The sequence below is a fragment of the Luteimonas suaedae genome (assembly GCF_008312895.1).
Taxonomy (GTDB): Bacteria; Pseudomonadota; Gammaproteobacteria; order Xanthomonadales; family Xanthomonadaceae; genus Luteimonas; species Luteimonas suaedae.
This window is the reverse complement of the sequence record NZ_VSSP01000001.1, coordinates 275,961-301,471: the sequence shown is the minus strand read 5'-3', so window position 1 is coordinate 301,471 and position 25,511 is coordinate 275,961. Positions and strand designations below refer to the sequence as shown.

25 protein-coding genes are annotated in these 25,511 nt (G+C 68.9%); 13 read left to right on the top strand and 12 right to left on the bottom strand.

Annotation, left to right across the window (positions count from 1 at the left end):
• Positions 1-88 precede the first annotated feature (88 nt).
• From FXO19_RS01375 to FXO19_RS01350, 6 genes are all read right to left on the bottom strand, one after another.
• Positions 89-3,115 carry a TonB-dependent receptor domain-containing protein gene (locus tag FXO19_RS01375; protein WP_149193259.1) on the bottom strand — a complete coding sequence of 1,009 codons (3,027 nt, stop codon included), beginning with the start codon at positions 3,113-3,115 and terminating at the stop codon, positions 89-91.
• A gap of 99 nt (positions 3,116-3,214) precedes the next feature.
• The gene (locus tag FXO19_RS01370) at positions 3,215-4,204 is read right to left on the bottom strand and encodes a LacI family DNA-binding transcriptional regulator (protein ID WP_149193258.1); all 990 of its coding nucleotides are present in this window, start codon (positions 4,202-4,204) and stop codon (positions 3,215-3,217) included.
• 416 nt (positions 4,205-4,620) lie between these two features.
• A complete protein-coding gene (locus tag FXO19_RS01365; RefSeq protein ID WP_223115402.1) occupies positions 4,621-5,580 on the bottom strand; it encodes a formylglycine-generating enzyme family protein in 960 nt (319 codons plus the stop codon).
• Positions 5,581-5,585: 5 nt separating this feature from the next.
• The gene (locus FXO19_RS01360; protein ID WP_223115401.1) at positions 5,586-7,052 is read right to left on the bottom strand and encodes a sulfatase family protein; all 1,467 of its coding nucleotides are present in this window, start codon (positions 7,050-7,052) and stop codon (positions 5,586-5,588) included.
• Between the two features lie 171 nt (positions 7,053-7,223).
• Complete coding sequence (locus tag FXO19_RS01355; RefSeq protein WP_149193257.1) at positions 7,224-7,523, bottom strand: BolA family protein; 300 nt, start codon at positions 7,521-7,523, stop codon at positions 7,224-7,226.
• Positions 7,520-7,819 carry a YciI family protein gene (locus tag FXO19_RS01350; RefSeq protein WP_149193256.1) on the bottom strand — a complete coding sequence of 100 codons (300 nt, stop codon included), beginning with the start codon at positions 7,817-7,819 and terminating at the stop codon, positions 7,520-7,522. The genes FXO19_RS01355 and FXO19_RS01350 overlap by 4 nt, the downstream gene beginning before the upstream one ends.
• Positions 7,820-8,242: 423 nt before the next feature.
• Here FXO19_RS01350 and FXO19_RS01345 point away from each other — a divergent pair, with 423 nt between their 5' ends.
• From FXO19_RS01345 to FXO19_RS01335, 3 genes are all read left to right on the top strand, one after another.
• Positions 8,243-9,160, top strand: coding sequence for a segregation and condensation protein A (locus FXO19_RS01345; RefSeq protein ID WP_149193799.1), 918 nt, complete (start codon positions 8,243-8,245; stop codon positions 9,158-9,160).
• A 123-nt stretch (positions 9,161-9,283) separates the two neighbouring features.
• A complete protein-coding gene (gene scpB / locus FXO19_RS01340; protein ID WP_149193255.1) occupies positions 9,284-10,228 on the top strand; it encodes an SMC-Scp complex subunit ScpB in 945 nt (314 codons plus the stop codon).
• Positions 10,225-11,775 (top strand): pseudouridine synthase, encoded by a 1,551-nt coding sequence (locus tag FXO19_RS01335; protein ID WP_149193254.1) that lies wholly within the window; start codon positions 10,225-10,227, stop codon positions 11,773-11,775. Before scpB ends, FXO19_RS01335 begins: the two co-directional genes overlap by 4 nt.
• A 111-nt stretch (positions 11,776-11,886) precedes the next feature.
• Here FXO19_RS01335 and FXO19_RS01330 read toward each other — a convergent pair whose 3' ends face one another.
• The 6 genes from FXO19_RS01330 to FXO19_RS01305 all read right to left on the bottom strand — a co-directional run bounded on the left by FXO19_RS01330 (position 11,887) and on the right by FXO19_RS01305 (position 17,262).
• Complete coding sequence (locus FXO19_RS01330; protein WP_149193253.1) at positions 11,887-12,234, bottom strand: antibiotic biosynthesis monooxygenase family protein; 348 nt, start codon at positions 12,232-12,234, stop codon at positions 11,887-11,889.
• Between the two features lie 169 nt (positions 12,235-12,403).
• Complete coding sequence (locus FXO19_RS01325) at positions 12,404-12,691, bottom strand: DUF3247 family protein (RefSeq protein WP_149193252.1); 288 nt, start codon at positions 12,689-12,691, stop codon at positions 12,404-12,406.
• A gap of 21 nt (positions 12,692-12,712) precedes the next feature.
• Positions 12,713-13,468, bottom strand: coding sequence for a slipin family protein (locus FXO19_RS01320; protein WP_149193251.1), 756 nt, complete (start codon positions 13,466-13,468; stop codon positions 12,713-12,715).
• Positions 13,465-14,931, bottom strand: a complete 1,467-nt coding sequence (locus FXO19_RS01315; protein WP_149193250.1) for an NfeD family protein — start codon at positions 14,929-14,931, stop codon at positions 13,465-13,467. The genes FXO19_RS01320 and FXO19_RS01315 overlap by 4 nt, the downstream gene beginning before the upstream one ends.
• Positions 14,932-15,179: 248 nt before the next feature.
• Complete coding sequence (locus FXO19_RS01310; RefSeq protein WP_149193249.1) at positions 15,180-15,977, bottom strand: amidohydrolase; 798 nt, start codon at positions 15,975-15,977, stop codon at positions 15,180-15,182.
• A 136-nt stretch (positions 15,978-16,113) separates the two neighbouring features.
• Positions 16,114-17,262, bottom strand: coding sequence for a pyridoxal phosphate-dependent aminotransferase (locus FXO19_RS01305; RefSeq protein WP_149193248.1), 1,149 nt, complete (start codon positions 17,260-17,262; stop codon positions 16,114-16,116).
• A 52-nt stretch (positions 17,263-17,314) separates the two neighbouring features.
• Here FXO19_RS01305 and FXO19_RS01300 point away from each other — a divergent pair, with 52 nt between their 5' ends.
• The 10 genes from FXO19_RS01300 to FXO19_RS01255 all read left to right on the top strand — a co-directional run bounded on the left by FXO19_RS01300 (position 17,315) and on the right by FXO19_RS01255 (position 25,352).
• Entirely contained in the window at positions 17,315-17,785 is a 471-nt protein-coding gene (locus tag FXO19_RS01300) for a DUF3293 domain-containing protein (protein WP_187775578.1), read from the top strand.
• 115 nt (positions 17,786-17,900) lie between these two features.
• Complete coding sequence (gene ccmA / locus FXO19_RS01295) at positions 17,901-18,545, top strand: heme ABC exporter ATP-binding protein CcmA (RefSeq protein ID WP_149193246.1); 645 nt, start codon at positions 17,901-17,903, stop codon at positions 18,543-18,545.
• 298 nt (positions 18,546-18,843) lie between these two features.
• Complete coding sequence (gene ccmB / locus FXO19_RS01290) at positions 18,844-19,536, top strand: heme exporter protein CcmB (protein WP_149193245.1); 693 nt, start codon at positions 18,844-18,846, stop codon at positions 19,534-19,536.
• A gap of 42 nt (positions 19,537-19,578) precedes the next feature.
• On the top strand, positions 19,579-20,328 hold the full coding sequence (gene ccmC, locus FXO19_RS01285; protein ID WP_149193244.1) for a heme ABC transporter permease CcmC: 750 nt from the start codon (positions 19,579-19,581) through the stop codon (positions 20,326-20,328).
• Positions 20,325-20,489 (top strand): heme exporter protein CcmD, encoded by a 165-nt coding sequence (gene ccmD, locus FXO19_RS01280; RefSeq protein ID WP_149193243.1) that lies wholly within the window; start codon positions 20,325-20,327, stop codon positions 20,487-20,489. The genes ccmC and ccmD overlap by 4 nt, the downstream gene beginning before the upstream one ends.
• Entirely contained in the window at positions 20,486-20,968 is a 483-nt protein-coding gene (gene ccmE, locus FXO19_RS01275) for a cytochrome c maturation protein CcmE (protein WP_149193242.1), read from the top strand. Before ccmD ends, ccmE begins: the two co-directional genes overlap by 4 nt.
• Before the next feature lie 174 nt (positions 20,969-21,142).
• On the top strand, positions 21,143-23,065 hold the full coding sequence (locus FXO19_RS01270) for a heme lyase CcmF/NrfE family subunit (protein ID WP_149193241.1): 1,923 nt from the start codon (positions 21,143-21,145) through the stop codon (positions 23,063-23,065).
• Between the two features lie 150 nt (positions 23,066-23,215).
• A complete protein-coding gene (locus FXO19_RS01265; protein WP_149193240.1) occupies positions 23,216-23,773 on the top strand; it encodes a DsbE family thiol:disulfide interchange protein in 558 nt (185 codons plus the stop codon).
• A gap of 137 nt (positions 23,774-23,910) precedes the next feature.
• Positions 23,911-24,321 carry a cytochrome c-type biogenesis protein gene (locus FXO19_RS01260; protein ID WP_425481431.1) on the top strand — a complete coding sequence of 137 codons (411 nt, stop codon included), beginning with the start codon at positions 23,911-23,913 and terminating at the stop codon, positions 24,319-24,321.
• On the top strand, positions 24,321-25,352 hold the full coding sequence (locus tag FXO19_RS01255) for a tetratricopeptide repeat protein (protein WP_149193238.1): 1,032 nt from the start codon (positions 24,321-24,323) through the stop codon (positions 25,350-25,352). Before FXO19_RS01260 ends, FXO19_RS01255 begins: the two co-directional genes overlap by 1 nt.
• The last annotated feature ends 159 nt before the right edge of the window (positions 25,353-25,511 follow it).

Below are 25,511 nucleotides of genomic sequence, written 5' to 3'. Positions count from 1 at the left end.
CAGTCGTTTACAGGGGGGTTCTCTTGTTGTCGTCTGGAACATGCTGCTACGTGCTCGGACATCCCTCCGCCCCCTGCGGAGTACGCCCTTACCAGTTGAAGCCCATGGAGATCTTCAGCGTCCGCGTCGGATAGGCGATCGCCAGGCCGTTGCGTTCGCCGAAGTCGGGATTGGGCTTGGCCACGCTGTCCGGATCCGTCGGATCGCGGCCGCTGCCGCGGTTGCTTTCATAGCTGATCCAGTTGCGCCAGTTGAAGACGTTGAGCACATCGACACGTGCCCACGGCGACAGCTTGGTCCCGGTGTCCCAGCTCTTATGCACGGCCAAGTCGAACTGCTTGAAGCCAATCGTGGTATTGGGGAAGTACGGGTCGAAGAAACAGTTCCGAGTGTCCACTTCGATGCAGTTGGAGGAATTGATCGCCCTCGGTGTCTCCGCCGTCAACTTACCGGACAGCGTGATGCCGGCCCCGAGGTCATAGACGCCGGTCGCCACAAGGCGATGTCTCGCCACACCGATCGAGCGCGTAAACGCCACGTCGTCCAGACTCGGATAATCGAACGAGAACGAGTCGTGGCCGGCGCGGTTCTCCTTGGCGTCGCTGTAGGTGTAGGCGATCGTGGTACTCCAGCCGGAGTCCTGCGTGTAGGGCTTCTCCAGCGACAGCAGCAGCGAATTCAAGCGCGTCTCGACACCATTGCGGCCGATGTTCAGGCGTCCGAAGCCGGGCAGGTCGGCGGGCGGCAGGTTGCCGCGGCTCCAGCCCGGTTCGAAATAGGCGCCGCCCTCGCGGCGGTTTCCGGTCGAGAAAATGATGCCGTCGTGGCTGAGCACGTGCAGCAGGGTCGTGGTCGAGTTCCAGTCGTGCCCGAACATCGAGAACGCATTGCGCATGCCGAGGCTGAACTGGTCGGAGTACGGCGTCTTGATCTCGTTGTCGATCAATACGACCTGAGTGCCACGATTGGGGTTTCCTGCGGCCAGCGCATCCAGCACCTCCTGATCGAAATACGCTGGGTCCCATTCCAGACAGGTTGCCGGTGTCGATGTAGTGCAGTCATGGCCCGGCGTGTTGAATTTGTAGGTGTAGCTCTGGAACGCCAGCCCGTAGCTCTCGCGCGCCATGAAGTCGAACTGGTTGCGGTTGTAGGCACGGCCGGCACCGCCGAAGATCACGTGCCGCTGATCGGCGTTGATGTCATAGGAAAAGCCGACCCGCGGCTGCCAGGCGTCCTTGAACGCACTGCGATTGTTGCCCGTGCTGATGAAGTCGTTGTAGTCGTAGTCGACACCGGGGCTGTTGATCGGAGCGTAATTCCGCAGCGCCTCGACCACGTCAGGCGGCGTAATGTGATCCTCGAAGCTCGGCGTCTTCTCGTAGTCCCAACGGATGCCGAGGTTCAGGGTCAGATGGTCGTTGACCTCCCAGTCGTCCTGGATGTAAACGCCGAGCTGGCTGTTCTCGGACTCGACCGGACCGGCGGTCCCTAGCCCTGAGCCGGTGAATTCCACTTCGTACGGCACCGTGAAACTCTGGTTCATGTCGTAGCGGAACTGCGGGTTGGGCGGCTGGCGCTGGATCGCGCTGACATCGATCTTCTTGTACTTGATACCGGCCTTGATGGTGTGGCCCTCGAAACCGAACCAAGTGAAGTCGTTCTGGAAGGCATAGCCCTTCTGTCCCTTGTCCTGCTGGTCGGGGCCGCCGCCGGCATTGAGTACGACATCCATCTCGGGGTTGTTCTCTTGCTCCTGCCCTTCCTTCGGAATCCGCAGGTTGTAACCTGGCGCGATCGTCGCCGGGCGCGGGCCGAAGGTCGCATCCTCGTACGTGACGTGCGCGTCATTGAGCCAGTTGTCGGCGCTGTACTGGTGGCGCAGGTCCAGGCGCGTTTCTTCGCCATTGCGGGTCGTACCGTATTCGGAGACCCCTCTGGCGGGGACGTTCAGCTGCCCTTCCTCGCGCCGCTTGGCGGTGAACTCGAACAGGTGGGCATCGCCCGGCGTCCAGCTGAGCTTGCCGAACCACAGGTCCTCGTTGAACGGCGAACTGGTCGTGTTGCGCGCCAACTCTTGGAGTTGATCCGGCAGTTCCTCGACCAGAATATCGCGCCCGGGAACGAGGTGGCGCGGGCGCATGATTTCCTTGCCCTCGTAGGTGACGAAGAAGTGCAGTTGGTCGCGAATGATCGGACCACTGAACGAAGCGCCATACTGTTCCGCGTTCCTTTCCTCCCGGCTGCCGTCTTCTATTTCGGCAGGCGTACGAGCCGTCCATTCGTCCGAGGTGTAGTCCCAGAAGAAGCTGCCCTGAAACTCGTTGGTGCCGGACTTGGTGGCCGCGGTGATCGCCGCACTGCTGAGCTGGTCGTATTCGGCCTTGTAGTTGGACGTGATGACCTTGTACTCGGCGACCGCCAATTGCGGGAATGGATTGCCGGCAGTCGAGTCCTGTCCGGTGACGCCGCCCTTGAGCACGTAATCCTTCTGACCCACGCCGTCGATGAACACGTTCACCGCGTTGGAAATCTGGGATCCGCTTCGCAGTGAAACCGTCTCATCGACGCCGGAGCGATTGACGACGATTCCCGGCACGATGTCGGCGAAGCCGAGGAAGTTGCGCGAGCTCTGCGGCAGCGCCTCGATCTGCTTCTGCGAGACGTAGGTGGCGACTTCGGAAGTCCGGGTTTCGAACAGCTGCGTTCCGGTCACCGTGATCGCTTCCAGGTCCGTCGCTTCCTGCGGCCCGGTCTCGGCAACGCCGCCCACGCCGAGGTTCAGCGTGGCGGTCTGGCCCACCTGCAAGGACACCGTGCGCGAGCTGGCCTGCCCGTCCGCAGTCACGTCGACGCGATAGGTCCCGGGCGGCAGGCCGGCCAGGTTGTAGCTGCCGTTGGCACCGGCCTGGACGCTGCGACTGAGGCCGGTGGCCAGATTGGTCGCGGTGATGCGCGCGTCGCCGGCCGGCGCCGAATCTACCGATACCTGCCCCCGCAGTGTCGCCGCGGTCGACTGCGCCAGGACGGCGGGCGCGGCCATGGCCAGGCACGCGCCCAGCGCGCAACTGAGCAGCGTGCGATTGCATTTGCGTACGGTGGCGTTGGACTTGTTCATCGGTTCCTCCCCAGGCACTCGGTTATCGGCAAGTCAGCAAGATCTATGTCGCGTGAAATCGTTTACATCCGCACGGAAATAAAAAGCGGCTCCTTGCCGTCAGCCACGCGACGCCCGGCTGGATTCGCGAACCACCAGCTCCGGCACCAGCGCCGTCACGCTCGCGTTGCCGTCTCCCTGCAGCAACGCGCGCAGCGCCGCACCGCCGAGCTCGGCGATATCCACCCGCATGGTGGTGAGGCCCGGATGCACGTAGCGCGCCAGCGGGATGTCGTCGAAGCCGGCGAGCGCGATGTCGTCGGGGACGCGCACGCCGGCCTGGCTGAAGGCGAACAGGCAGCCCAGCGCCATCATGTCGTTGGCCGCGAACACCGCATCCGGGCGCGCATCGGCCGCCAGCAGTTCACGCCCGGCGCGATGGCCGGAGGCCTCATCGAAGTCGCCGGGCAACACCCAAGGCTCAGCTTCGGGCAGCCTCTCGGCCAGGGCGTCGCGATAGCCGCGCAGGCGTTCGCGGGCGTCGAAGTTGCCGTCCGGGCCTGCGATGAAAGCGATGCGGCGATGGCCGGCCTCGGCCAGGTGGCGGACCATCGCCCGGGCGCCGCCGTAGCTGTCGACGCGGATCACGGGATGGTCCTCGGCGTCGCCGCTGTTGATCAGCACCGCGGGCAGCACGGGCGTGAGGCTGCGTTCGAGGAAGCCGCGCTCGCCGACGAACGGCGACATCACCAGCAGCCCGTCCACCCGGCCGCGCATGGCGCGCAGCGCGGCGCCCTGCTCCTCCGGATCGCCGTGGTAGCTGGAGACCAGCAGGTGCAGCCCGCGCTCGCGCGCGACTACATCGATGCCGCGCATCAGCTCGGAAAAGAACTCGCCGTACAGGTCCGGCAGCACCACGCCGATGGTCTGGGTACGGCGGCTGCTGAGGCTGCGGGCGGCGTGGTGCGGGCTGTAGCGCAGGCGATCGGCGACACCGAGCACACGCTGGCGCACCTCTTCGGCCACGTTGTCGTGTCCGTTGAGCGCCCGCGAGACAGTGGCAACCGAAACGTTGGCTTCACGTGCGACATCTTTGATCGTGACGCTCACCCACCCTCCACGGCTACGTCGGCCTGCGCCGGACTGTAATCGTTTTCACAACCGGTTTCATGTTGCAGGACAACATAAGTTAGGACGCGGTGGGAGAAGTCTCGGGCCAAGATCAATCGCTCCCCGAACCTATCGCGGTTGGCCAGAACGGGCTGATTGTGACGGCACGGACTCTTCGACGGCCGGTATTTCGACCCGTGTGACGCCGGGTCGCGAGTTCGGTCCATGCCGCCGGGCGACCATCACGCCGCATCTCGCTGCTTTGCCGGCCACCTCCGTAGGAGCGCGCCATGCGCGCGATGCCGCGGGTGCCGGCAGGATCCGGTCGATGCCGTGATTCCGGACCGGCAGGCGCCCCGGTCAGTGGAATTCGCCGGCGGCGCAAGTGCCCGCGGCATCGCGCGCATGACGCGCTCCTACGGGGCGCGTGCGTCCAGGTCCTGCACCAGCCGGAATCCGACGTGGAACAGCGCCGTGTCCGGCGTGGAACGGCTGCGCGCGGACACGCGATAGCCGTGGCAATAGCTGACGTGACACAGGAACGAACCGCCGCGCTGGGCCTTCTCGCTGCTCGCATCCGGCGTGAACGACCGGTCGCGTTCGGCGTAGGGGCGGAACCAGTCGGCAGTCCACTCCCAGACGTTGCCGCCCATGTCGGTCAGGCCCAGCTCGGTGGCGCCGTAGGCGCCGACCGGAGAAGTGAACAGGTGGCCGTCCTCGCCGGTGTTGCCGCCGGGGAACGGGCCCTGCCAGGTGTTCGCGCGATGCTCGCCGTCCTCGACCAGCGCATCGCCCCAGGGGTAGGGGCCGTCCGCGTTGCGCGCGTTGCGCGCGGCATGCTCCCACTCGATCTCGGTCGGCAGCCGCTTGCCGGCCCACTCCGCGTAGGCGACGGCATCGTTCCACGACACCTGGGTGACGGGGTGATCGTCGGGCGCCGGCGACGCCCCCGGTCCCATCGGCCGGCGCCAGTCGGCGCCGGGCAGGAGCTGCCAGCCGCCGGTGTCCGGGTCGTAGACGCCGGCATCGCCGAGGCGTTCGGCCTCGGTCACGTGGCCTGTCGCTTCGACGAAGGCGCGGAACTCGCCAACGGTCACCGGATGGACGTCCATGAAGAACGGCGCGACCTGTGCGTCGAACACCGGCTGCTCGGCCGGCGTACCGTCTTCGGCACCGATCCGCGTCGTCCCGCCCGGCACGTAGATCATGCCTTCCGGTGCGGCGACGTCGGCCGGCGGCGCGGCCGCGTCCGGCCCGCGCGCCGTCGCCAGCCAGCCGATCAGGAACGCCGCCGCCGCAACCGCGGCCAGCACCGGCAACCATTGCGAACGCGGGATGCCGCCGCTCGCTCCGGATCGATCGAATCGTCGGCTCATGTGCTTCATTCCGGTCTCCGCTGGTCGGCCCGCCACTTGCCCGCCCGCTTCAGCGGGATGCGCATGCCGTCGGTCTCCTGCAGCAGGTCCCACATGCGGTCCTTCATCGCCGCCGCACGCGCCTGGTGGGCCGGATCGCGGATCAGGTTGCGGCGCTCCTCCGGATCGGCCTCGAGGTCGTACAACTCGTCGCTGTCCCAGACGCCGTGGTAGTAGACGTACTTGTAGCGCTGGTCGCGCAGCGCGAACACCGTCGGCGTGTGCGGGAACGCGTCTTCCCAGTAGTACTCGTACAGCATCTCCAGCGGCCAGCTTACCGGCTCGCCGCGCAGCAGCGGCAGCACCGAGCGCCCGTCCATCGCGACCGGTGAGCGGGCGTTCGCCAGTTCCAGGAGGGTCGGCGCGATGTCGATGTTGCGCACCATCGGCGCGATGGTCGATCCGGGCGCGATGAAGCCCGGCGCCCAGGCGAGCATCGGCACGCGCATCGACTCCTCGTAGGCGTTGCGCTTGTCGATCAGGCCATGCTCGCCGAGCAGGAAGCCGTTGTCGCCCATGTAGACCACCAGGGTCGAGTCCGCCAGGCCGGCTTCCTCCAGGTAATCGAGCACCTGGCCGACGCTCTCGTCCAGCGCCAGCAGGGTTTCCGTGTAGGCGCGGTAGAACCCGTCGAACTCCATGTCGCCGTGGTACATGTAATCGACACCGTGCCAGCTGTTGCGCTGCGCGCGCACCCAGTCGGGCTTGTCGCGGTTCTCGCTCTCGGCCATGGTCGGCGGATATGGGATCGGCTGGTCCTTGTAGCGGCCCTGGTGGCGCTGCGCAGGTGAAAACTCCGCGTGCACCGCCTTGTGCGACAGGTACAGGAAGAACGGCGTGTCCGGCTCCTGCGCCTGGTGCCGTTTCAGCCAGTCGAGCGCATGTTCGGTCAGCAGGTCGGTGGTGTAGCCCTGCTCCCGTGCGCGCTTGCCGTTGATGTTCAGCACCGGGTCGTAATAGACGCCCTGCCCCTGGAAGCTGACCCAATGGTCGAAGCCCGGCTGCGGCGCATCGTCCACTTCGCCCATGTGCCATTTGCCGACGTAGGCGGTGCGGTAGCCGGCGTCCTGCAGAAATTCCGGGAAGAACCGCGTGCCCTCAGGGATCGGCGAGGTGTTGTCGACGATCTCGTGCCGATGCGCGTACTGGCCGGTCAGGATCGAGCCGCGGCTCGGCGAGCACAGCGAGGTGGTGACGAATGCGTTTTCGACGTGCGCGCCGCCCGCGGCCATGCGGTCCAGCGCCGGCGTCTCCAGCCATTCGGGCGCGCCGTCCATGAAACCCATGAAGTCGTAGCGGTGGTCGTCGCTGAGGATGAAGACCACGTTGCGCGGCGGCGCCTTGCGCTGCGCGGCCGCGGGTCCCGTGGTCAGGACGAAGGCCGCGGCGAACAGCAACGCCAGCCCGTATTCGATCGCGGAATGTCTCATCATGCCGTCACCTCCACTGCCCTCCACGGCTCGGCGGTTCGAAGCGAGAATGTAATCGTTTTCAGCGGCGAATGCAGGCCGCGGCGGAATGGGTCACGGAACCACGGGAGGGAAGACACCGCCGGACCGGGGTATTCCGGTGGGATGCGCCGGATGGCAGGTGCGCCGACCGGCCTATTCCGGTTCTGTCGGCGCCAGCGCGCGGATCTGCAATGCGTGGATGTCGGTGGTCATCAGCGGCCCCAGCGCGGCATAGACCGCGCGATGGCGCTGGATCGACGTCATGCCGGCAAAGGCGGCACTGACGATCTCGACGTGGAAGTGCCCGCGCCCGTCCTGTGCGCCGACATGGCCGGCATGGCGGTGGCTGTCGTCGCGGATCTCGAGCCGGTCGGGCGCGAACGCCGCCTCGAGCGCGGCGCGGATGGCGGGTGCGCGCTGCTCGCGCGGCAAGGCGCCGGCCGGGCCGCTCACGGCAGCACCGGTCGGAACGGCCGCACGTCGACCCGGGTGTAGACGCCGGCCTCGACGTAGGGGTCGGCATCGGCCCAGCAGCGGGCCTCGTCGAGCGAGGCGAACTCGGCGATCACGATGCTGCCGCTGAAACCAGCCGGGCCCGGGTCCTCGGCGTCGGTACGCGGGCACGGGCCGGCCAATAGCAGCCGCCCGGCGTCGCGCAGCGCCTCCAGCCGTGCCAGGTGCCGTGCCCGGGCCTGCCGGCGCAGCGCCAGCACGTCGTCGCCGTCATGGCCCTCGATTGCGTACCACATGCCCGCGCGTCCTCGATCCGGAAGAAGGATGAATTGTAGCGGGCCCGCGGTGCGCGGCCGCTGGACAGCCGCCGAGCAAGCCCGTAACCTAACTGGCAGTTACAGGCCGGAATGCAGCGGCCGTCGACGCCGACGCCCGAATCGCTGCCCCCGCCCGGCCCGCCCGATGCCTTTTCCGCCGTCATCGCCGCAACACGCCGCGGCGGCCGTCGCATGTGGTATCCGGCCGATGTCGTGATGGCCCCGATCCGGAGATACGGAACGGACGCAGCGCCGCCCGGCACCGTGAACAGGCAAGATCCGGCACGCGACGTTCGTGTGCCATCCGCAGTTCCTGCAGGCCCGGAGGGGGCCGCACCGCGAATGATACAAGCCATATCCGACGCTCCCGACGCCGTGCCCGTTGCGGAAGACGCCCAGCCGATGCCGCCGCACCCGCAGCAGCAGGAAATGCCGCTGGCGGTCGTGCACGGGCAGCCGGTGCTGCAGATCCCGCAGGACCTGTACATCCCGCCGGATGCGCTGGAAATCATCCTCGAGGCCTTCGAAGGCCCGCTCGACCTGCTGCTATACCTGATACGGCGGCAGAACCTCGACATCCTCGACATCCCGGTCGCCGAGATCACGCGCCAGTACGTCGACTACATCGGGGTGATGCAGGACCTGCGCTTCGAGCTGGCGGCCGAGTACCTGGTGATGGCCGCGATCCTGGCCGAGATCAAGTCGCGGATGCTGCTGCCGCGGCCGCCCAGCGAGGAAGGCGAGGAAGACGACCCGCGCGCCGAGCTGGTGCGCCGGCTGCAGGAGTACGAACGCTTCAAGCAGGCCGCCGAAGACGTCGACGCACTGCCGCGGATGGATCGCGACACCAGCCCGGTCGCGGCCGCACTGCCGGATCGCACCGCGGTGCGGGAGCCGCCGCCGGTGGAACTGCGCGAGATGCTGATGGCCCTGCACGACGTGCTCAAGCGCGCCGAGCTGTTCACCGGCCATGCCATCAAGCGCGACGCCCTCAGCGTGCGCCAGCGCATGGGCGAGGTGCTGACCCGGCTGGAGGACGGCGCCTTCCACAGCTTCGAGTCGCTGTTCGAGCCGCGCGAAGGCAAGCTCGGCGTGGTGGTCACCCTGCTCTCGCTGCTGGAACTGGCCAAGGAGCGCCTGCTCGAAATCGTGCAGGAGCAGGCCGAGCCGCCCCGCCCCGGCGAGCGGCCGCCGCTGCCGCCGATCTACGTCAAGTCGCTGGCCACGCGCGACAGCGGCGGCGACGACACGGTCGAGCTGTCCAGCGAGTTCGACGACGAAGACGACGTGACCGGTCCGCAAGCCGCGGACACGCCCTGACCGGCGCCATGTCCCGCCGCCGCGGCGGCGACTTGCTGGAAGCGGCGGAAGGGAAAGGACATCCGGCGGACCGCGTGACAGCAACACCACCCACAACTTAGAACCCGTGCCTGACGAGTCTCCATGGACCAACCACTGATCAACCGCATCGTCGAGGCCGCCCTGCTGGCGTCCAGCCAGCCGCTCACCCTGGTGCAGCTGCGCGGCCTGTTCCCGCTCGACCAGCCGGCCCCCGAGGGCGGCGTCGAGAAGGCCCTGGAAGCCCTGCAGGCCGATTGCACCGAACGCGGCGTCGAGCTGGTGGAGGTCGCCTCCGGCTGGCGCTTCCAGGTCAAGGCCGACGTGCATGCCTGGGTCGCGCGCCTGTGGACCGAGCGCCAGACCAAGTACACCCGCGCCACGCTGGAGACGCTGGCGCTGATCGCCTACCGCCAGCCGATCACTCGCGGCGAGATCGAGCAGGTGCGCGGCGTGGCCACCAACAGCAACATCATCAAGGCCCTGGAGGAGCGCGAGTGGATCCGCGTGGTCGGCCATCGCGACATCCCCGGCCGCCCGGAGCTGCTGGGCACCACCAAGGCGTTCCTCGACTATTTCGGGCTCAAGCGGCTCGACGAACTGCCGCCGCTGTCGGAGCTGAAGGACTTCGGCGAACTGGAGCCGCAGTTCAAGTTCGATCCCGACACCGCGCCGGCCGACGGGACGCTGCCGGTCGGTGACGTCGCGACCGGGGCGGATGGCGCGGACGCCGATGGCACCGACGGCGCGAACGACAGCGACGCTTCGCCCGACGCCGCTGCGCCCGTCGATGCCGATGCGGCTGCGGCACCCGAAGCCGCAGCCGTGCCGGACGCACCTGCCGACGCCGATGCCGACCGCGATAGCGGCGACGACACCGAAGACGATCCCGAACCCGAGCAAGCGGCCGCTCCCGACCCCGATCCCGACGCGACCGATACCGCAGCCGCCGACGCCGAACCCGGCGACGAGCTACATCTCCCCCACGACAACGATACGAATGACACCGCCCTCGCCGAAGACGGCGACAGCGAACGGAGTACACGATGAAAGAACAGCCCAAGCACAACGACAAAGGCGGCAAAGACAAGGGCGGCAGCCGCAAGCTTTCGCTCAAGCGCGAGGGCGATGGCGCCGCGACCACCGCGCGCCTGGAAGAACGCCTCCACAAGGTGCTGGCGCAGGCCGGCCTCGGCTCGCGCCGCGCGCTGGAACAGCGCATCGCCGAAGGCCTGGTCAAGGTCAACGGCGAGACCGCCCAGGTCGGCATGAGCGTGGGCAGCGGCGACCGCATCGAGATCGATGGCCGCAGCTTCGTCGCCACCGCGCTGACCGAGCCGGCACGCGTGCTGCTCTACAACAAGCCCGAGGGCGAAGTGACCACCCGCGAGGATCCCGAGGGCCGGCCGACGATCTTCGAATCGCTGCCCGCGCTCAAGGGCGCGCGCTGGATCGCCATCGGCCGCCTCGACATCAATACCACCGGGCTGTTGCTGCTGACCACCGACGGTGAGCTGGCCAACGCGATGATGCATCCCTCGCACGAACTCGATCGCGAATACGTGTGCCGCGTGCGTGCACCGGAGGGCGAGGAGATCGTCTCGGAGAAAACCGTCGACCGCCTGAGCCGCGGCGTGGCGCTGGAAGACGGCCCTGCCAAGTTCGACGAGATCGAACGCATCGGCGGCACCGATTCGCACGACTGGTTCCGGGTGCTGGTGAAGGAAGGCCGCAACCGCGAGGTGCGCCGGCTGTGGGAATCGCAGGGTTGCCAGGTCAGCCGCCTCAAGCGCGTGCGCTACGGTTCGGTGACGCTGCCGCAGCCGCTGTTGCGCGGGCAGTCGCAGGAGCTTCCCGCCACGCGCGTGGAAGCGCTGCGCCGCGAACTGAAGCTCGAAGCGGGGCCGCCGCCGGCGCTGACGCTGCAGCCGGTCATCGGCCAGCGCAAGGCCGCCAAGTCGACCGTGCATATCTCGCGGGAGTCGCGCGGCAACGCCTACGTCAACGGCCACGACAGCGCGGACGAAGGCCGCGAGCTGCGCCGCTTCGACCACGTGCGCGAGGATCGCGGCCGTGGCCGCGGGCGCGCCAAGCCGCACGGCGGGCTGACCGTCAGCGGCGAGTCGGCCGCCAAGCAGTCGCAGAAGCCGTTCAAGCAGCGGACGCAAAAAGGACCGAAGCCGTTGCCGGACGGCAACCCGGCCGCGTTCCGCAGCTGGTACGTGCCCGAGGGCGTGGACACCGGCCCGAGCGGCCATCGCAACGCCGACGGCCGCGGGCCGAAGAAGCCCTACGGCAAGAAGCGTCCACCGGGGCAAGGGGCCGGCCAGGGTCAGGGGCCGGGACGCGGCCCCGGAGGCCCCGGGGGCGGTCCCGGGAAGAAGCGCAATCCGCGGGCCGCCAAGCCCTATGGCCATCCCGACAGCGCGCCGAACTTCCCTTCCGACCATGCCACTCCGGGAGCGGGCAAGCCCGCAGGGGACCGTTCGCGCGGCCCGCGCAGCGGCGGCAACCGCCGTCCCGGTGCCGGCGCCGGTCCCGGCCCACGTGGACCGCGTGGGCCACGCGGCGGTGGCGGTGGCAGCGGCAACCGCTGATTTCTCCCAAGCAACCCCGTGCGGTGGGCCAAGGCCCACCGAGGCGTTCATGCGTGCGCGGGCCTATGGCTCGTAAGCGGCACACCTCTCCTCGAAGTACATCCACCGCCTTCAGGATGCCGCGCGCACCGCGTGGACCTGCCCTGCAACCACAGTGTGGTGCTCGACATGCTCCGGGCGATCGAGCAGGAACCGGTCGTCGTCCGGGTAGTAGCGCGCAATCCCGGGCTCGGGACCCGCGAAGTGGCGGATCGCGTCCATTGATTCCCACCAGCTCAGCGTCGTCACCTCCGTGGTCCCGTTGCCCAGATCCCTGAGCAGGATCTGGTAACCGAGGTTGCCGGGTGTCTTTTCGTAGTCCCCCGCTCCCGTGTCCACGACATAGGCGACATACGCCTGCCGATCGGTTGTCCGGATGCGCCCCGACCACTTGCGAAGGATCGCTTGCGTCTCGACCATGTCTATCGACCTCCCTCTCACGTATGCGCATACGGCGGACCAAGGCCAACCGTATCGTGAATACCAGCCATAGGGTGGGCCTTGGCCCACCGTCGCGAATACCGGCCATAGGGTGGGCCTCGGGCCACCGTCGCGAATACCGGGCACAGGGTGGGCCTCGGCCCACCACCTAGGAACTTCCGAGGTGCCGGATCTCGCGGATGCGATCGAGCCAGATGTAATGCGCCACGGCCTGATCCCCGGCGTCGTCGATGCGCACCACGGCATTGATCCCCTCCCGACCCTGCGGGTCGCGAAAGGTCTGCACGACCGGCCGCACCGCCACCACGCCCTCGACGGTGCCGCCGTCTTCCAGCGTCAGCGCCACCCAGGCCTCGTCGTGCAGCTGTGTGGCGCTGGCTTCGATCCGCGCGATGTCTTCCTGCCGGGTATAGACCTGCTCGGCGAACTGTCCCATGAAAGTTCCTCCGCGTCCGGATCAGGAAGCGTCGCCACGCTTGATCAGCGTTTCGATGAAGTCAATCGGCAGCGGGAACACGATCGTCGAGTTCTTGTCGCCGGCGATGTCGGTCAACGTCGACAGGTAGCGTAGCTGGATCGCGCGCGGGTCCGCACCCAACAGCTTGGCCGCCTCGACCAGTTTCTGCGCGGCCTGCTGCTCGCCCTCGGCGTGGATCACCTTGGCGCGGCGCTGGCGCTCGGCCTCGGCCTGGCGCGCCATCGCCCGCACCATGGTCTCGTTGATGTCGACGTGCTTGATCTCGACGTTGGCGACCTTCACGCCCCAGGCGTCGGTCTGCTGGTCGAGGATGGTCTGGATGTCGTTGTTGAGCTTGTCGCGCTCGGACAGCAACTCGTCCAGGTCGTGCTGGCCCAGCACCGAGCGCAGCGTGGTCTGCGCGAGCTGGCTGATGGCGTCGTAGAAGTGCTCGACGTTGATGATCGCCTTCTGCGGGTCCACCACGCGGAAGTACACCACGGCGTTGACCTTCACCGAGACGTTGTCGCGCGTGATCAGGTCCTGCGACGGCACGTCCATCACGATGGTGCGCAGGTCGATCCGCTCCATCGTCTGCACCACCGGGATCAGGATGATCAGGCCCGGTCCCTTGACCTTCCAGAAGCGTCCGAGCTGGAACACCACCCCGCGCTCGTACTCGCGCAGGATCTTGATCGCGCTGAACAGCGCGACCACCACGATCAGGATGACGGGAAACAGGGCGATCAGGTTCATGACGCGGCCTCGCTCGGTTCGGAAAGTCGTTCGTCTGGTCCGTCGCCGCCGTCGAGCGGAGCGACACGCAACACCAGGCCGTCGATCGCCAGCACGCGCACGCGCTGTCCCGCGCGTACCGGTCCGGCGGCATCGGCCTGCCACAGTTCGCCGCGGATGCGCACCCGCCCGCGGCCGGAGAAATCATCGGCGGCGACGGCCTCGTGGCCGACCAGTTCCTCGCGGCCGCTGACCACCGGCCTGCGGCGCGCACGCACCGCCAGCCACAGCACGCCCATGAACGCCAAGCCGCTGGTGACGCCGATCGAGGCGATCAACCGGCCCGGCACGCCGAAACCGGGCGCGTCCTCGAACAGGATCACCGAGCCCACCATCAGCGCCGCCAAGCCGCCGATGCCAAGCGCGCCGAAACTTGGCACCGCCAGTTCCGCGGTCATCAGCGCCACGCCGAGCACGATCAGCGCGACGCCAGCGTAGTTCACCGGCAGCACCTGCAGCGCATACAGCCCCAACAGCAGGCTGATGCCGCCGATCACGCCGGGCACGATCGCGCCGGGGCTGTAGCCTTCGAACAGCAGTCCGTACAGACCGACCAGCAACAGCAGGTAGGCGACCGTGGGCTCGGTGAGCACCGACAGCAGCTTGACGCGCCAGTCCGGCGTGATTTCGGTGACGGATGCCCCGGCGACCGCTAGCGTGACAGCGCCGCCGGCGAGCGCGACTTCACGGCCGTCTGCCTGCGCGAGCAATGCGTCGAGATCGGCGGCGACGATCTCGACGACGCCGCGCGCGCGCGCCTGGCGCGCGGTCAGGGTGGCGGCATCGCGCACCGCCTCCTCGGCGAAATCGACGTCGCGGCCGCGCAGTTCGGCCAGACTGCGCAGGTAGGCTACCGAGTCGTTGATGGCCTTGCGCTCGGAAGCGGAGCCGGCGCCACGCGCGCGCTCCTGCGCGTCCTCCTGTGGCCCATCGTCCTCGTTCCGGCCCTCGTCTTCCTGGCCGTCGTCGGGCTTCGCCCCGTCGTCCTCGGCGCCGCCCGGCGGCGCGCCTCCGCCCAGCGCGACCGGCGTCGCCGCGCCCAGCGCGGTGGCCGGCGCCATGGCCGCGAGATGGCTGGCGTAGACGATGTAGGTGCCGGCGCTGGCGGCGCGTGCGCCGGACGGTGCCACCCAGGCAATCACCGGCACCTCGGCCGCCAGGATCGCCTGGTTGATGTCGCGGGTGGCGGCATCGAGCCCGCCCGGGGTGTCGATGCGCAATACCAATGCGCCCGCGCCTTCCTCTGCCGCCTGCTCCAGCCCGCGCCGCACATGGTCACTGGTGGCCGGGCCGATCCCGCCCTTGATGTCGATCAGCAGCACGCCACCGTTGGCAGGCGGCGGGGCCTCCCGTTGCGCGGCAAACAGCGCCGATGCCAGCCCGAGCAGCAGGAGCAGGCAGCACGCCCGTGCGTTCAATGTCATGCCCATCCCCCGATGGGGCGACGCGATCCGTCCGGAGCGTCAGTGAACCGCATGTTCCGTAAAAACGGTGGCAAGACGTGCCTGCGGGCTTACCCCGTCTGTACGGCGGAATCGCGATGCGCACGCCTAACGGTGGGCCAAGGCCCACCCTATTGCGAATACCAGGCATAGGCACAGGGTGGGCTTCAGCCCACCGTCGTCGTTTGGAAGAACGGCGAAAACACCCGTAGCCCGGGCGGCGCTTTCGCCTACTTCAGCTCGAACGCGTCACCGTCGAGCATCGCCGGGAAGCGCTCACGGTATGCGGCGAGTTCCTGCGCCAGCAGCGTGGTCGTGGTCACGACCTCCTCGTCGGTCGATTCACTGACCGCATGGCCGAGGAAGTCGATCACCGCGCTGTCGCCGGCGTAGTCGATGTCGTTGCCGTCGCGGCCCACGCGGTTGAGCCCGGCGACGTAGCACAGGTTCTCGATCGCGCGCGCGCGCAGCAGGGTCTTCCAGGCGTAGGCACGCGCCGCCGGCCAGTTGGCGACATAGATCTGCAGGTCGTAGTCGAGCGCACCCGCGCGCTCGACGTCGTAGCGATTGCGTGCGAACGCCGGGAAACGCAGGTCGTAGCAGACCAGCGGACAGATCCGCCAGCCCTTCCATTCCACCGTGAGCCGTTCGCGGCCGGCGCTGTAGCGCTCGTGCTCGCGCGCGTAGCGGAACAGGTGGCGCTTGTCGTAGCACTGCAGGTCGCCGTCCGGCGTCGCCCACAGCATGCGGTTGAACACGCCGGCATCGGTGCGCAGCTGCACGCTGCCGGTGACCGCGGCGTCCAGCGCGACCGACTGCTCACGCATCCATGCAACGGTCGGCCCGTCCATGGTCTCGGCCTCGTCGATGGCGTCGTTGGAGAAGCCGCTGGTGAAGGTTTCCGGCAGGATCACCACGTCGGTGATCCCGTGCAGCGGACCGATGAGGTCGCCGTAGTAGTCGCGGTTACCGGCCGGATCGCGCCAGCGGGTGATGCCCTGGACCAGGGAGATGCGCAGGTTGTTCATTGGAGAGCCGTGAAGGTTCGTGATTGGTGATTGGTGATTGGTGTTGGCGATCGGTGGCCGGTGATTGGTAAGCGCCGCAGGGCAAGATTATTGCTTTTGCGAATCACAAATCACGAATCACGAATCACCAATCCCGTCAAAGCCGCTGCAACCGCTCGATCGCGGCATCCAGGGTCGCGGCGTTCTTGGCGAAGCACAGCCGCGCCAGGCGCTGGCCGGCCGGCGGCGTTTCGTAGAACGGCGACAGCGGGATCGCCGCCACGCCCCGCTCGCGCGTCAGCCAGCGGCAGAAGGCGGCATCGTCGAGATCGCTGACGGCGGAATAGTCGACCAACTGGAAGTAACCGCCCGGGACCGGCAACGGTCGCAGCTTCGTGGTCAGCAGCTGCTCGCGGAAGCGGTCGCGCTTGGCCTGGTAGAACGCGCCCAGTTGCTCGTAGTGCTCCGGTTCCGCCTCCAGCATCGCCGCGAACGCATGCTGGGCCGGGGCGAAGGTGCAGAACACGTTGTACTGGTGCACCTTGCGGAACTCGGCCGACAGCGCCGGCGGCGCGATGCAGTAGCCCAGCTTCCAGCCGGTGCAGTGGTAGGTCTTGCCGAAGCTCGACACCACGAACGCGCGCGCGCGCAGTTCCGGATGGCGCAGTACCGACTCGTGGCGCGCGCCGTCGAAGACGATGTGTTCGTAGACCTCGTCCGAAAGCAGCCAGACGCCGCTGTCGCGCAGCAAGTCGGCCAGCGTGTCCATGTCTTCGGCCGACAGCATCGCACCGGAGGGATTGTGCGGTGAATTGATCATCAGCATGCTGGTCTTGGGCCCGATCGCATCGCCGATGCGCTGCCAGTCCGGCGCGAACGTCTGCGGATCCAGCGGCACGTGCACCGCGCGCGCGCCGGCCAGCTCGATCGCCGGCTCGTAGCTGTCGTAGGCCGGATCGAGCACGATCACCTCGTCGCCGGCGCGCACCACCGCCTGCACGGCGTTGAAGATCGCCTCGGTCGCGCCGCTGGTGACGGTGATCTCGGCGTCCGGATCGGGCCGCACCCCGTACACGCGCGCGGTCTTGGCCGCGATCGCCTGGCGCAGGGCGGGAATTCCGGTCATCGGCGCGTATTGGTTGTGGCCCGCGCGCGTGGCGCGGTCGAGTTCCTCCACCAGCCGCGCCGGCACCGGAAAGTCGGGAAACCCCTGGCCGAGGTTGACCGCTTCGTGCTCGGCCGCCAGCTGCGACATCACCGTGAAGATCGTGGTGCCGACCTTCGGCAGCTTGGTATCGGGTTTCATCGCGTTTCGCTAACCTGCAAAGGGGGGAGCCATCCGGAGTTTAACCGCCGCCGTGACACTCGACGACGACACGCTGTCCGAACTGCAGCGCAGCTATCTTGCCGCCATCTATCGCTGGCGGCTACGCGGCCATTGGCACGCGATCCACATCGGCGAACCGGCACCGGAGATCGAACGCGCATTCCCGCTGGCGCGACGCTTCGGCCTGCTGTCGGCCTGGAATCCGCATTCCGCGCCGCGCGCCGAGGAGGTCAATCGCGCCGACGACGAACGCTTGTACGCCGCGATCCACGCTGAGGGCTGGAAAGGCGTGCACGCGTTCGCCTCGGCGCCGGACCGCAGCTGGCGCGAACCGAGCTGGATCGTGCTCGACATCGACGTCCCCGCGCTCGACGCGCTGGCGCGGCGCTTCGGCCAGCTCGGCACGCTGCACTGGCCGCGCGGCGAACCGGTGCGGCTGCGGATGGACGCGACGCGGCCGGCTTCGTTGCCGCCGCACCCGTACGTCGACTGGATACAATAGGGCGAGAAACGAGTGTGGAGGAGTGAGAAACGAGTGTTTCCCCGTCAAGAGCGACCGAGGGAAGCGCTTGCTCTTACTCGTTTCTCACTCCTCTCCACTCACTTCCAACCCTCAGATGCCCGTCGCCGCTTCCGCCCCCCCGCCGCTGCTGGCCGCACGTGGCCTGTGCTTCTCGCGCAACGACGCGGCCGTGTTCGGTCCGCTGGACTTCGCGGTCGAGGCCGGCGAGGCGCTGCTGGTACGCGGTGACAACGGCGCCGGCAAGACCACGCTGCTGCGGGTGCTGGCCGGGCTGCTGCGCGCGGATGCCGGCGAGGTGGAGATCGACGGCCGCCGCACCGGCACCGCCCTGCGCGCGCGCGCGATCGCCTATCTCGGGCACTTGCCCGCGTTCAAGGCCGACCTGAGCGCGCTGGAGAACCTGAACTTCCTGTGCGGACTGCACGGTCGTCGCCAGGAACGGCGGCCGGAGCAGGCGCTGGCCAGCGTCGGCCTGGCCGGCTACGAGGACACGCTGGCGCGGCAACTCTCGGCGGGACAGAGGAAGCGCCTGTCGCTGGCGCGGCTGTGGCTGTCGCCGATGCCGCTGTGGCTGCTGGACGAGCCCTACGCCAATCTCGATCTGGAGGGCATCGAACTGGTCAACCGCATGGTGCAGGCGCACCTGGGCACCGGCGGCGCCGCGCTGGTGACCACCCACGGGGCGTACGCCGCTCCGCCGGTGCGGACGCGGGAACTGGTGCTGGGGAATTCGCAATGACGCGCGCCCCGTACGTGGGCATGCGGCCGCCTGGCAGCAAACGCCGCAGAGACGAAGCTTCAGCTTCCCCCTTTGAAAAAGGGGGATTGAGGGGGGCGAAAGCCGTCGCTTGCAAGCCGCAGGCTTGCGGCGGCTTGAGCGCCCCCGCGCGCTGCGCGGGGGCCGGGAATCGCGCAGCGATTTGCTCCGGCATTCGCCCTGGCCGGGCACTGCACAAATCTCCCCTGCCCCCCTTTTTCAAAGGGGGGAGAGCAGCAGTCCGGATCGAGGTCGCGGATCGCCGCCATGGGGCCTACGCATGAACGACCGAATACTCCCCGGGCTGCTCGGCGCCGCGGCCGCACTGGCGGCCCGCGACCTGCGCCTGCTCTGGCGCCGCCGCGGCGACGCCCTGCAACCGGCGCTGTTCGCGCTGCTGGTGATCGTGCTGTTCGCGCTGGCGCTGGGCGGCGACGCCAACACCCTGGCCGGGGTGGCCGCCGGGGTGCTGTGGGTCGCGGTACTGCTGTCCGGGCTGCTGGCGCTGGACACCCTGTTCCGCGGCGACGCCGAGGACGGCTCGCTGGAGCAGTGGATGCTGGCGCCGGTACCGCTGGCATGGCTGGTGCTGGTGCGCACCGCACTGCACTGGGCCACCACCGCGCTGCCGCTGCTGCTGGCCACGCCGCTGCTGGCCGAACTGCTGCAATTGCCACGGGCGCAGCTGCCGACACTGCTGGCGGGGCTGGCGCTGGGCACGCCGCTGCTCAGCCTGCTCGGCGCCGTGGTGGCCGCATTAACCGTCGGCATGCGCCGCTCCGGTATCCTGTTGGCCCTGCTGGCGTTGCCGCTGTACGTGCCGGTGCTGGTGTTCGGCGCCGGCAGCGTCGCGCTCGCCGCGCAGGGACAGGACCCCGGCGGCGGCCTGCTGATGCTCGCCGCCGGCCTCGCGCTGGCGCTGGTACTGGCGCCGGCAGCCGCCGCGGCGGCGATCCGGATCGCCCTCAACTGACCCTAACCACCCTCGCCCGCGCGGCGGAGGGAACAGAAACGAATGAATCCCGTCCTCCGCTGGTTCCACCAACTCGGCTCGCCGCCCACCTTCGACCGCTTCGCCGCGCGCTGGGCGCCGTGGTCCTATGCGCTGGGCCTGCTGGCCATGGCCTGGGGCGCCTACGGCGCCTTGTTCGTGGTGCCGGCCGACTACCAGCAGGGCGACAGCTTCCGGATCCTCTACATCCACGTACCGAGCGCCTGGATGAGCCTGGCGGTGTATGCGCTGATGGCGCTGTACGCCGCCATCGCCCTGGTCTGGCGGATCAAGCTGTGCGAGATCCTGGCGATGGCCTGCGCGCCGATCGGCGCCGCCTTCACCGTGATCACCCTGGCCACCGGCAGCATCTGGGGCAAGCCGATGTGGGGCACCTGGTGGGACTGGGACCCGCGCCTGACCACGGAGCTGATCCTGCTGTTCCTGTACCTGGGCGTGATCGGCCTCTACGGCGCGATCGATGATCGCCGCGCCGCCGCGCGCGCCGCCGGGCTGCTGGCGATCGTCGGCGTGGCGCTGCTGCCGGTGATCCGCTATTCGGTGGTGTGGTGGAACTCGCTGCACCAGGGCCAGACCATCCGCGTGATCGGCGAGTCGTCGATGGACGCCAGCATGCTGCCGCCGTTGATCTGGATGCTGGTCGGCACCAAGCTGTGGTTCGTCGGCTCGCTGTTGGCGCGCGCGCGCGCCGACAACCTGCACCGCGAGGCCGGCAAGGACTGGGTGCGCAAACTGGTGGAGGCGCCGCGATGACCTACGGAAGTTACGTGCTGGCCGCCTACCTCGTGTTCGTGGTCGTGCTGCTGTGGGACTTCGTCGCCCCGCGCATCCGCACCCGCCAACTGCTGCGCGCGGTGAAGCTGCTGGCCGCGCGGCGCGCGGCTGCCACACCATCCCAGGACCTGCCTCGATGAATCCGATCCGCCGCCGCCGTCTCTGGTTCGTGGTCGCGCTGGTCGCCGCGGCCGCGCTGGCGACCGCCCTGGTCGCCCTCGCCCTGCAGCGCAACGTCGCCTATCTGTACACGCCCGCCGAGATCCTCGACGGCCGCGCGGGGGCGCCGGTCGCCTCGGGCGAGGCGCGGTTCCGCCTCGGCGGCATGGTCGCGGACGGCTCGTTCCACCGCGAAAGCGGCTCGATGCAGGCGAGCTTCCGGGTCACCGACGGCGACGCCGAACTGCCGGTGATCTACACCGGGATCCTGCCGGACCTGTTCCGCGAGAACCAGGCGGTGGTCGCCACCGGGCGCATGCAGCACGGCACCTTCGTCGCCGAGCAGGTGCTGGCCAAGCACGACGAGACCTACGTGCCCAAGGAGGTCGCCGACAAGATGGGCATGGCGCACGAGAAGCACGGGGTGGAAACGCCGGCCGACGAGAGCGCCGCTCCTTGAACCGCCACGGGCTCTTCGTAGGAGCGCGCCATGCGCGCGATGCCGGCGATGTCTGCGGTCACCGCCATCGGCGATCCGTTGTGAACCGGAAAACGCGTCGGTCGCCGAAATCATTTGGCGGCGCCATGCCCGCGGCATCGCGCGCATGGCGCGCTCCTACGGGGAGGCGGGCGCATGCTGCCTGAACTTGGCCAGATCACGCTGCTGCTGGCGCTGCTGGCCGCGGCCCTGCAGACGGTGCTGCCGCTGCTCGGCGCGCAGCGCGGCATCGGATCGTGGATGGCGCTCGCGCGGCCGGCGGCCTGGGCGCAGCTCGGCCTGGTCGCCCTGGCGTTCGCGGCGCTGACCTACGCCTTCGTGACCCAGGACTTCTCGGTGCGCTACGTCGCCGAGAACTCCAATTCGCTGCTGCCGGTGGTCTACCGCTACACCGCCGTCTGGGGCAACCACGAGGGCTCGCTGCTGTTCTGGGTACTGGTGATCGCGGCCTGGAACGGCGCGGTGGCGTGCTTCTCGCGCTCGCTGCCGCCGCAGGTGATCGCGCGGGTGCTCGGGGTGATGGGCGCGGTGTCGCTCGGCTTCCTCGCCTTCCTGATCTTCACCAGCAATCCGTTCGAACGCCTGTTGCCGGCCGCCATGGAGGGGCGCGACCTCAACCCGCTGCTGCAGGACCCGGGGATGATCATCCATCCGCCGATGCTCTACATCGGCTATGCCGGGTTCGTGGTGCCGTTCGCGTTCGCGATCGCCGCGCTGCTGGACGGCCGGATCGATGCACGCTGGCTGCGCTGGACGCGGCCCTGGACCAACGTCGCCTGGGGGTTCCTCACCATCGGTATCGCCCTGGGCAGCTGGTGGGCGTACTACGAGCTCGGCTGGGGCGGCTGGTGGTTCTGGGATCCGGTGGAGAACGCCAGCTTCATGCCGTGGCTGGCCGGCGCCGCGCTGCTGCACTCGCAGGCGGTCACCGAGAAGCGCGGCAGCTTCCGCGGCTGGACCCTGCTGCTGGCGATCGCCACGTTCTCGCTGTCACTGCTGGGGGCATTCCTGGTGCGCTCCGGGGTGCTGACCAGCGTGCACAGCTTCGCCGCCGATCCGGCGCGCGGACTGTTCATCCTGGTGTTCCTGGGCCTCATCGTCGGCGGTTCGCTGCTGCTGTACGCGCTGCGCGCGCCGCCGGCCGAGGACGGCAAGCCGTTCGCCGCCAGCTCGCGCGAGACCCTGCTGCTGCTCAACAACCTGCTGCTGCTGGCGGCCTGCGCGATGGTGCTGCTGGGCACGCTGTACCCGCTGCTGGCCGACGCCTTGGACCTGGGCAAGATCTCGGTCGGGCCACCGTACTTCGGACTGCTGTTCCTGGTGCTGATGGCACCGCTGGTGTTGCTGTTGCCGTTCGGCCCGCTGACCCGCTGGCAGCGCGAGGACGTGTCGCGGCCGCTGGCGATGCTGGCGCCGTGGTTCGCGCTGGCGTTGATCGGCGGTGCGGTCGCGTTCTTCCTGGCGCCGCAGGGGCCATGGAAGGTCGCCGCGGGCGTCGCCGGCGCGCTGTGGGTCGGCGCCGGCACGCTGCGCTTCGTGTGGACACGGTTCAGGGCCAACGGCAGCCGTTTCACCGCAGAGATGCTGGGCATGAGCCTGGCGCACTTCGGCGTCGCCGTGTTCCTGGCCGGCGCGCTGCTGGTCGAAGCCATGAACGTGCAACGCGAGGTGGCGCTCAGGCCCGGCGAGACGCTGGAGATCGGGCGCCACGGCTTCCGGCTGGAAGGCGTCGAGCGCCTGCAGGGCGCCAACTACACCGCGGACCGGGGCAGCGTGCAGCTGCTGCGCGACGGCCGCGACCTGGCCCTGTTGCACCCGGAGAAGCGCCACTACGCCAGCGGCGGCCAGGTGATGACCGAGGCCGCGATCCGGCCCGGTCCGTTCGGTGACATCTTCGTCGCCCTCGGCGAGCCGCTGGGCGACGATGCCTGGGCGGTGCGCGCCCATCTCAAGCCGTTCGTGCGCTGGATCTGGGCCGGCGCCGCATTGATGGCGCTGGGCGGTTTCGTCGCCGCGACCGACCGCCGTTTTCGCCCCAAGGCCGGGAATCGGGAATAGGGAATCGGGAATGGCGAAATCAAGAGCCGAGACTGTCTCCGGGACGATGGAACCGGTGCGCCTGCGAGGAATCGATCGAGCAGCGGCGCGAGACGCTGCACCGCTCCCGATGCCCAATGTCCAGGACCCAGCCGTCACGGGAGGTGCGCCATGAACGCAGCACCCGGCCGCAACCTGCGCTGGCTACCGCTGGTCGTGTTCGGCGCGATCGTCGCGTTGCTTGCGGCCGGCGTCTGGCTCAGCCGCGATCCCGACCGCGATGCCCTGCCCTCGCCGTTGATCGGCAAGCCGGCGCCTGCGTTCGAGCTGCCGGTGCTGCACGAACCCGGTCGCCTGGTGTCGTCGGAGCAGCTGCGCGGCGCGCCCTACGTGCTCAACGTGTGGGGCAGCTGGTGTCCCGGCTGTCGCGAAGAACACGGCGTGCTGACGCGATTCGCGGAAACGCGGCGCGTGCGCGTGATCGGCTACAACTGGAAGGACGAGCACGCCGATGCGCTGCGCTGGCTCGAGCAGTTCGGAAACCCGTACTGGATGGTGCTGGTCGACTACGAGGGCCACAGCGCCATCGAATGGGGCATCTACGGCGCACCGGAAACCTTCCTGGTCGACGCCGACGGCATCGTGCGCTGGAAGCACGTCGGCCCGATGACCGACGACGACGTGCACGGGAAGCTGGTCCCGGCCCTGGAACAGTTGGAGTCCCGATGAACGATGCACCCGCCCCCGTAGCACCGGGCTTGCCCGGCTGCTCCCGGGCTCCGGAGCCGAAGGCAGCGGAGCGATTTCCGCTCCACGACGCGGCGCTGGCACGGAAGACGACACGGGCGCTGCTGCTCGCATTGCTGCTGGCCCTGCTTCCGTCCATCGCGCACGCGCAGGCGGCACAGGATCCGACGCCGCTGCAGTTCCACGACCGCGCCGAGGAGCAGCGCTTCCGCGCGCTCGTCGTCGAATTGCGCTGCGTGATGTGCCAGAACCAGTCGCTCGCCGACTCCAACGCGCAGATCGCGCACGACCTGCGTCGCGAGGTGCTGACGCTGATGCGTCGCGGCCTGGACGACGAGCAGGTGCGCCAGCACCTGGTCAACCGCTACGGCGAGTTCGTGCTGTACCGCCCGCGCGTCGGCACCAGCACCTGGCTGCTGTGGTTCGGTCCGGCACTGCTGCTGCTGGCGGGCGGCCTGGTCATCACGCGGCTCGTGCGCCGCCGCGGCGGCTCGACGGCGGTCCCCGAAGACGACCGGCAGGAGTGGTGATGTCCGTGTTTCTCGCACTGTCGATCGTCTTGGCCGTCGCCGTTGCCGCGATCGTCGCCTGGCCGCTGCGCGCGCAATCGCGGCGGCTGGCCATCACGGTGGTCGTCGCGATACCAGTGCTTGCCTTGTGTCTGTACGCGCTGGTCGGCACGCCGGCCGGGCTCGACCCGACCCAGCGCGAGGCGCCGCGCACGCTGGCCGACGCCGTCGCCCGGCTCGAGGCCGAACTGGAGCGCGATCCGCGCCAGGGCGAAGGCTGGCGCCTGCTCGGCCGCGCCTATCGCGAGGGAGGGCGCTTGGACGAGGCCCGCGATGCGTTCGCCCGGGCGGCGAAACTCGCACCGGAAGACGTCGGCGCGCAGCTCGAATACGCCGAATCGCGCGCCCAGGCCGATCCACAGCGACGCTTCGACGCCGAGGCGACGGCGCTCCTGCAGCGGGTGCTGGCGCTGGATCCGACGCAGGAGCGCGCACGCCTGTTCCTCGGCATCGCCCAGCGCCAGGCCGGGCAGCACGCCGAAGCCGCGGCGACCTGGGAGCCCCTTCTGGCCACGCTCGGCCCCGAGGCGGCCGCGGGCCTGCGCGAGCAGATCGATGCCGCGCGCGAAGCCTCCGGACTGCCGCCACTGCCGCAGGCGGACGCGGCGGCGGCGGCGGCGGACGATTCGCCTGCCGCCGGCGCGCATGCCGTACGCGTACGCGTGACGCTGGATCCCGACTTCGCCGCCCGCGTGCGCCTCGATCCCGAGGCCAGCGTGTTCGTGATCGCCCGCATTCCGGGCGGGCCGCCGATGCCGGTCGCGGTGCAGAAGCACCGCCTGGGCGAGCTGCCGCTCGAGATCACCCTGGACGACGGCGACGGCCCGATGCCGACGCAGAAGCTGTCGGCGCTGCCGGAAGTCGAGCTGCTCGCACGCATCTCCGCCAGCGGCAATGCCATGCCGCAGGAGGGCGACATCGCCTCCGAGCCGGTGCGCACCGCCCTGCCCGCGCGGCAACCGGTCGAACTGATCCTGGGCACCCCTCCGTAGGAGCGCCCCATGGGCGCGATACCGCGGGAATTTCACCGCCCGCGAGTTCCGGCGACTGGCGTGCGTGCCGGTCCGGAATCGCGGCATCCACCGGATTCTGTCGACACCCGCGGCATCGCGCCCATGGGGCGCTCCTACGGCGGGCGACATCGTGACTGC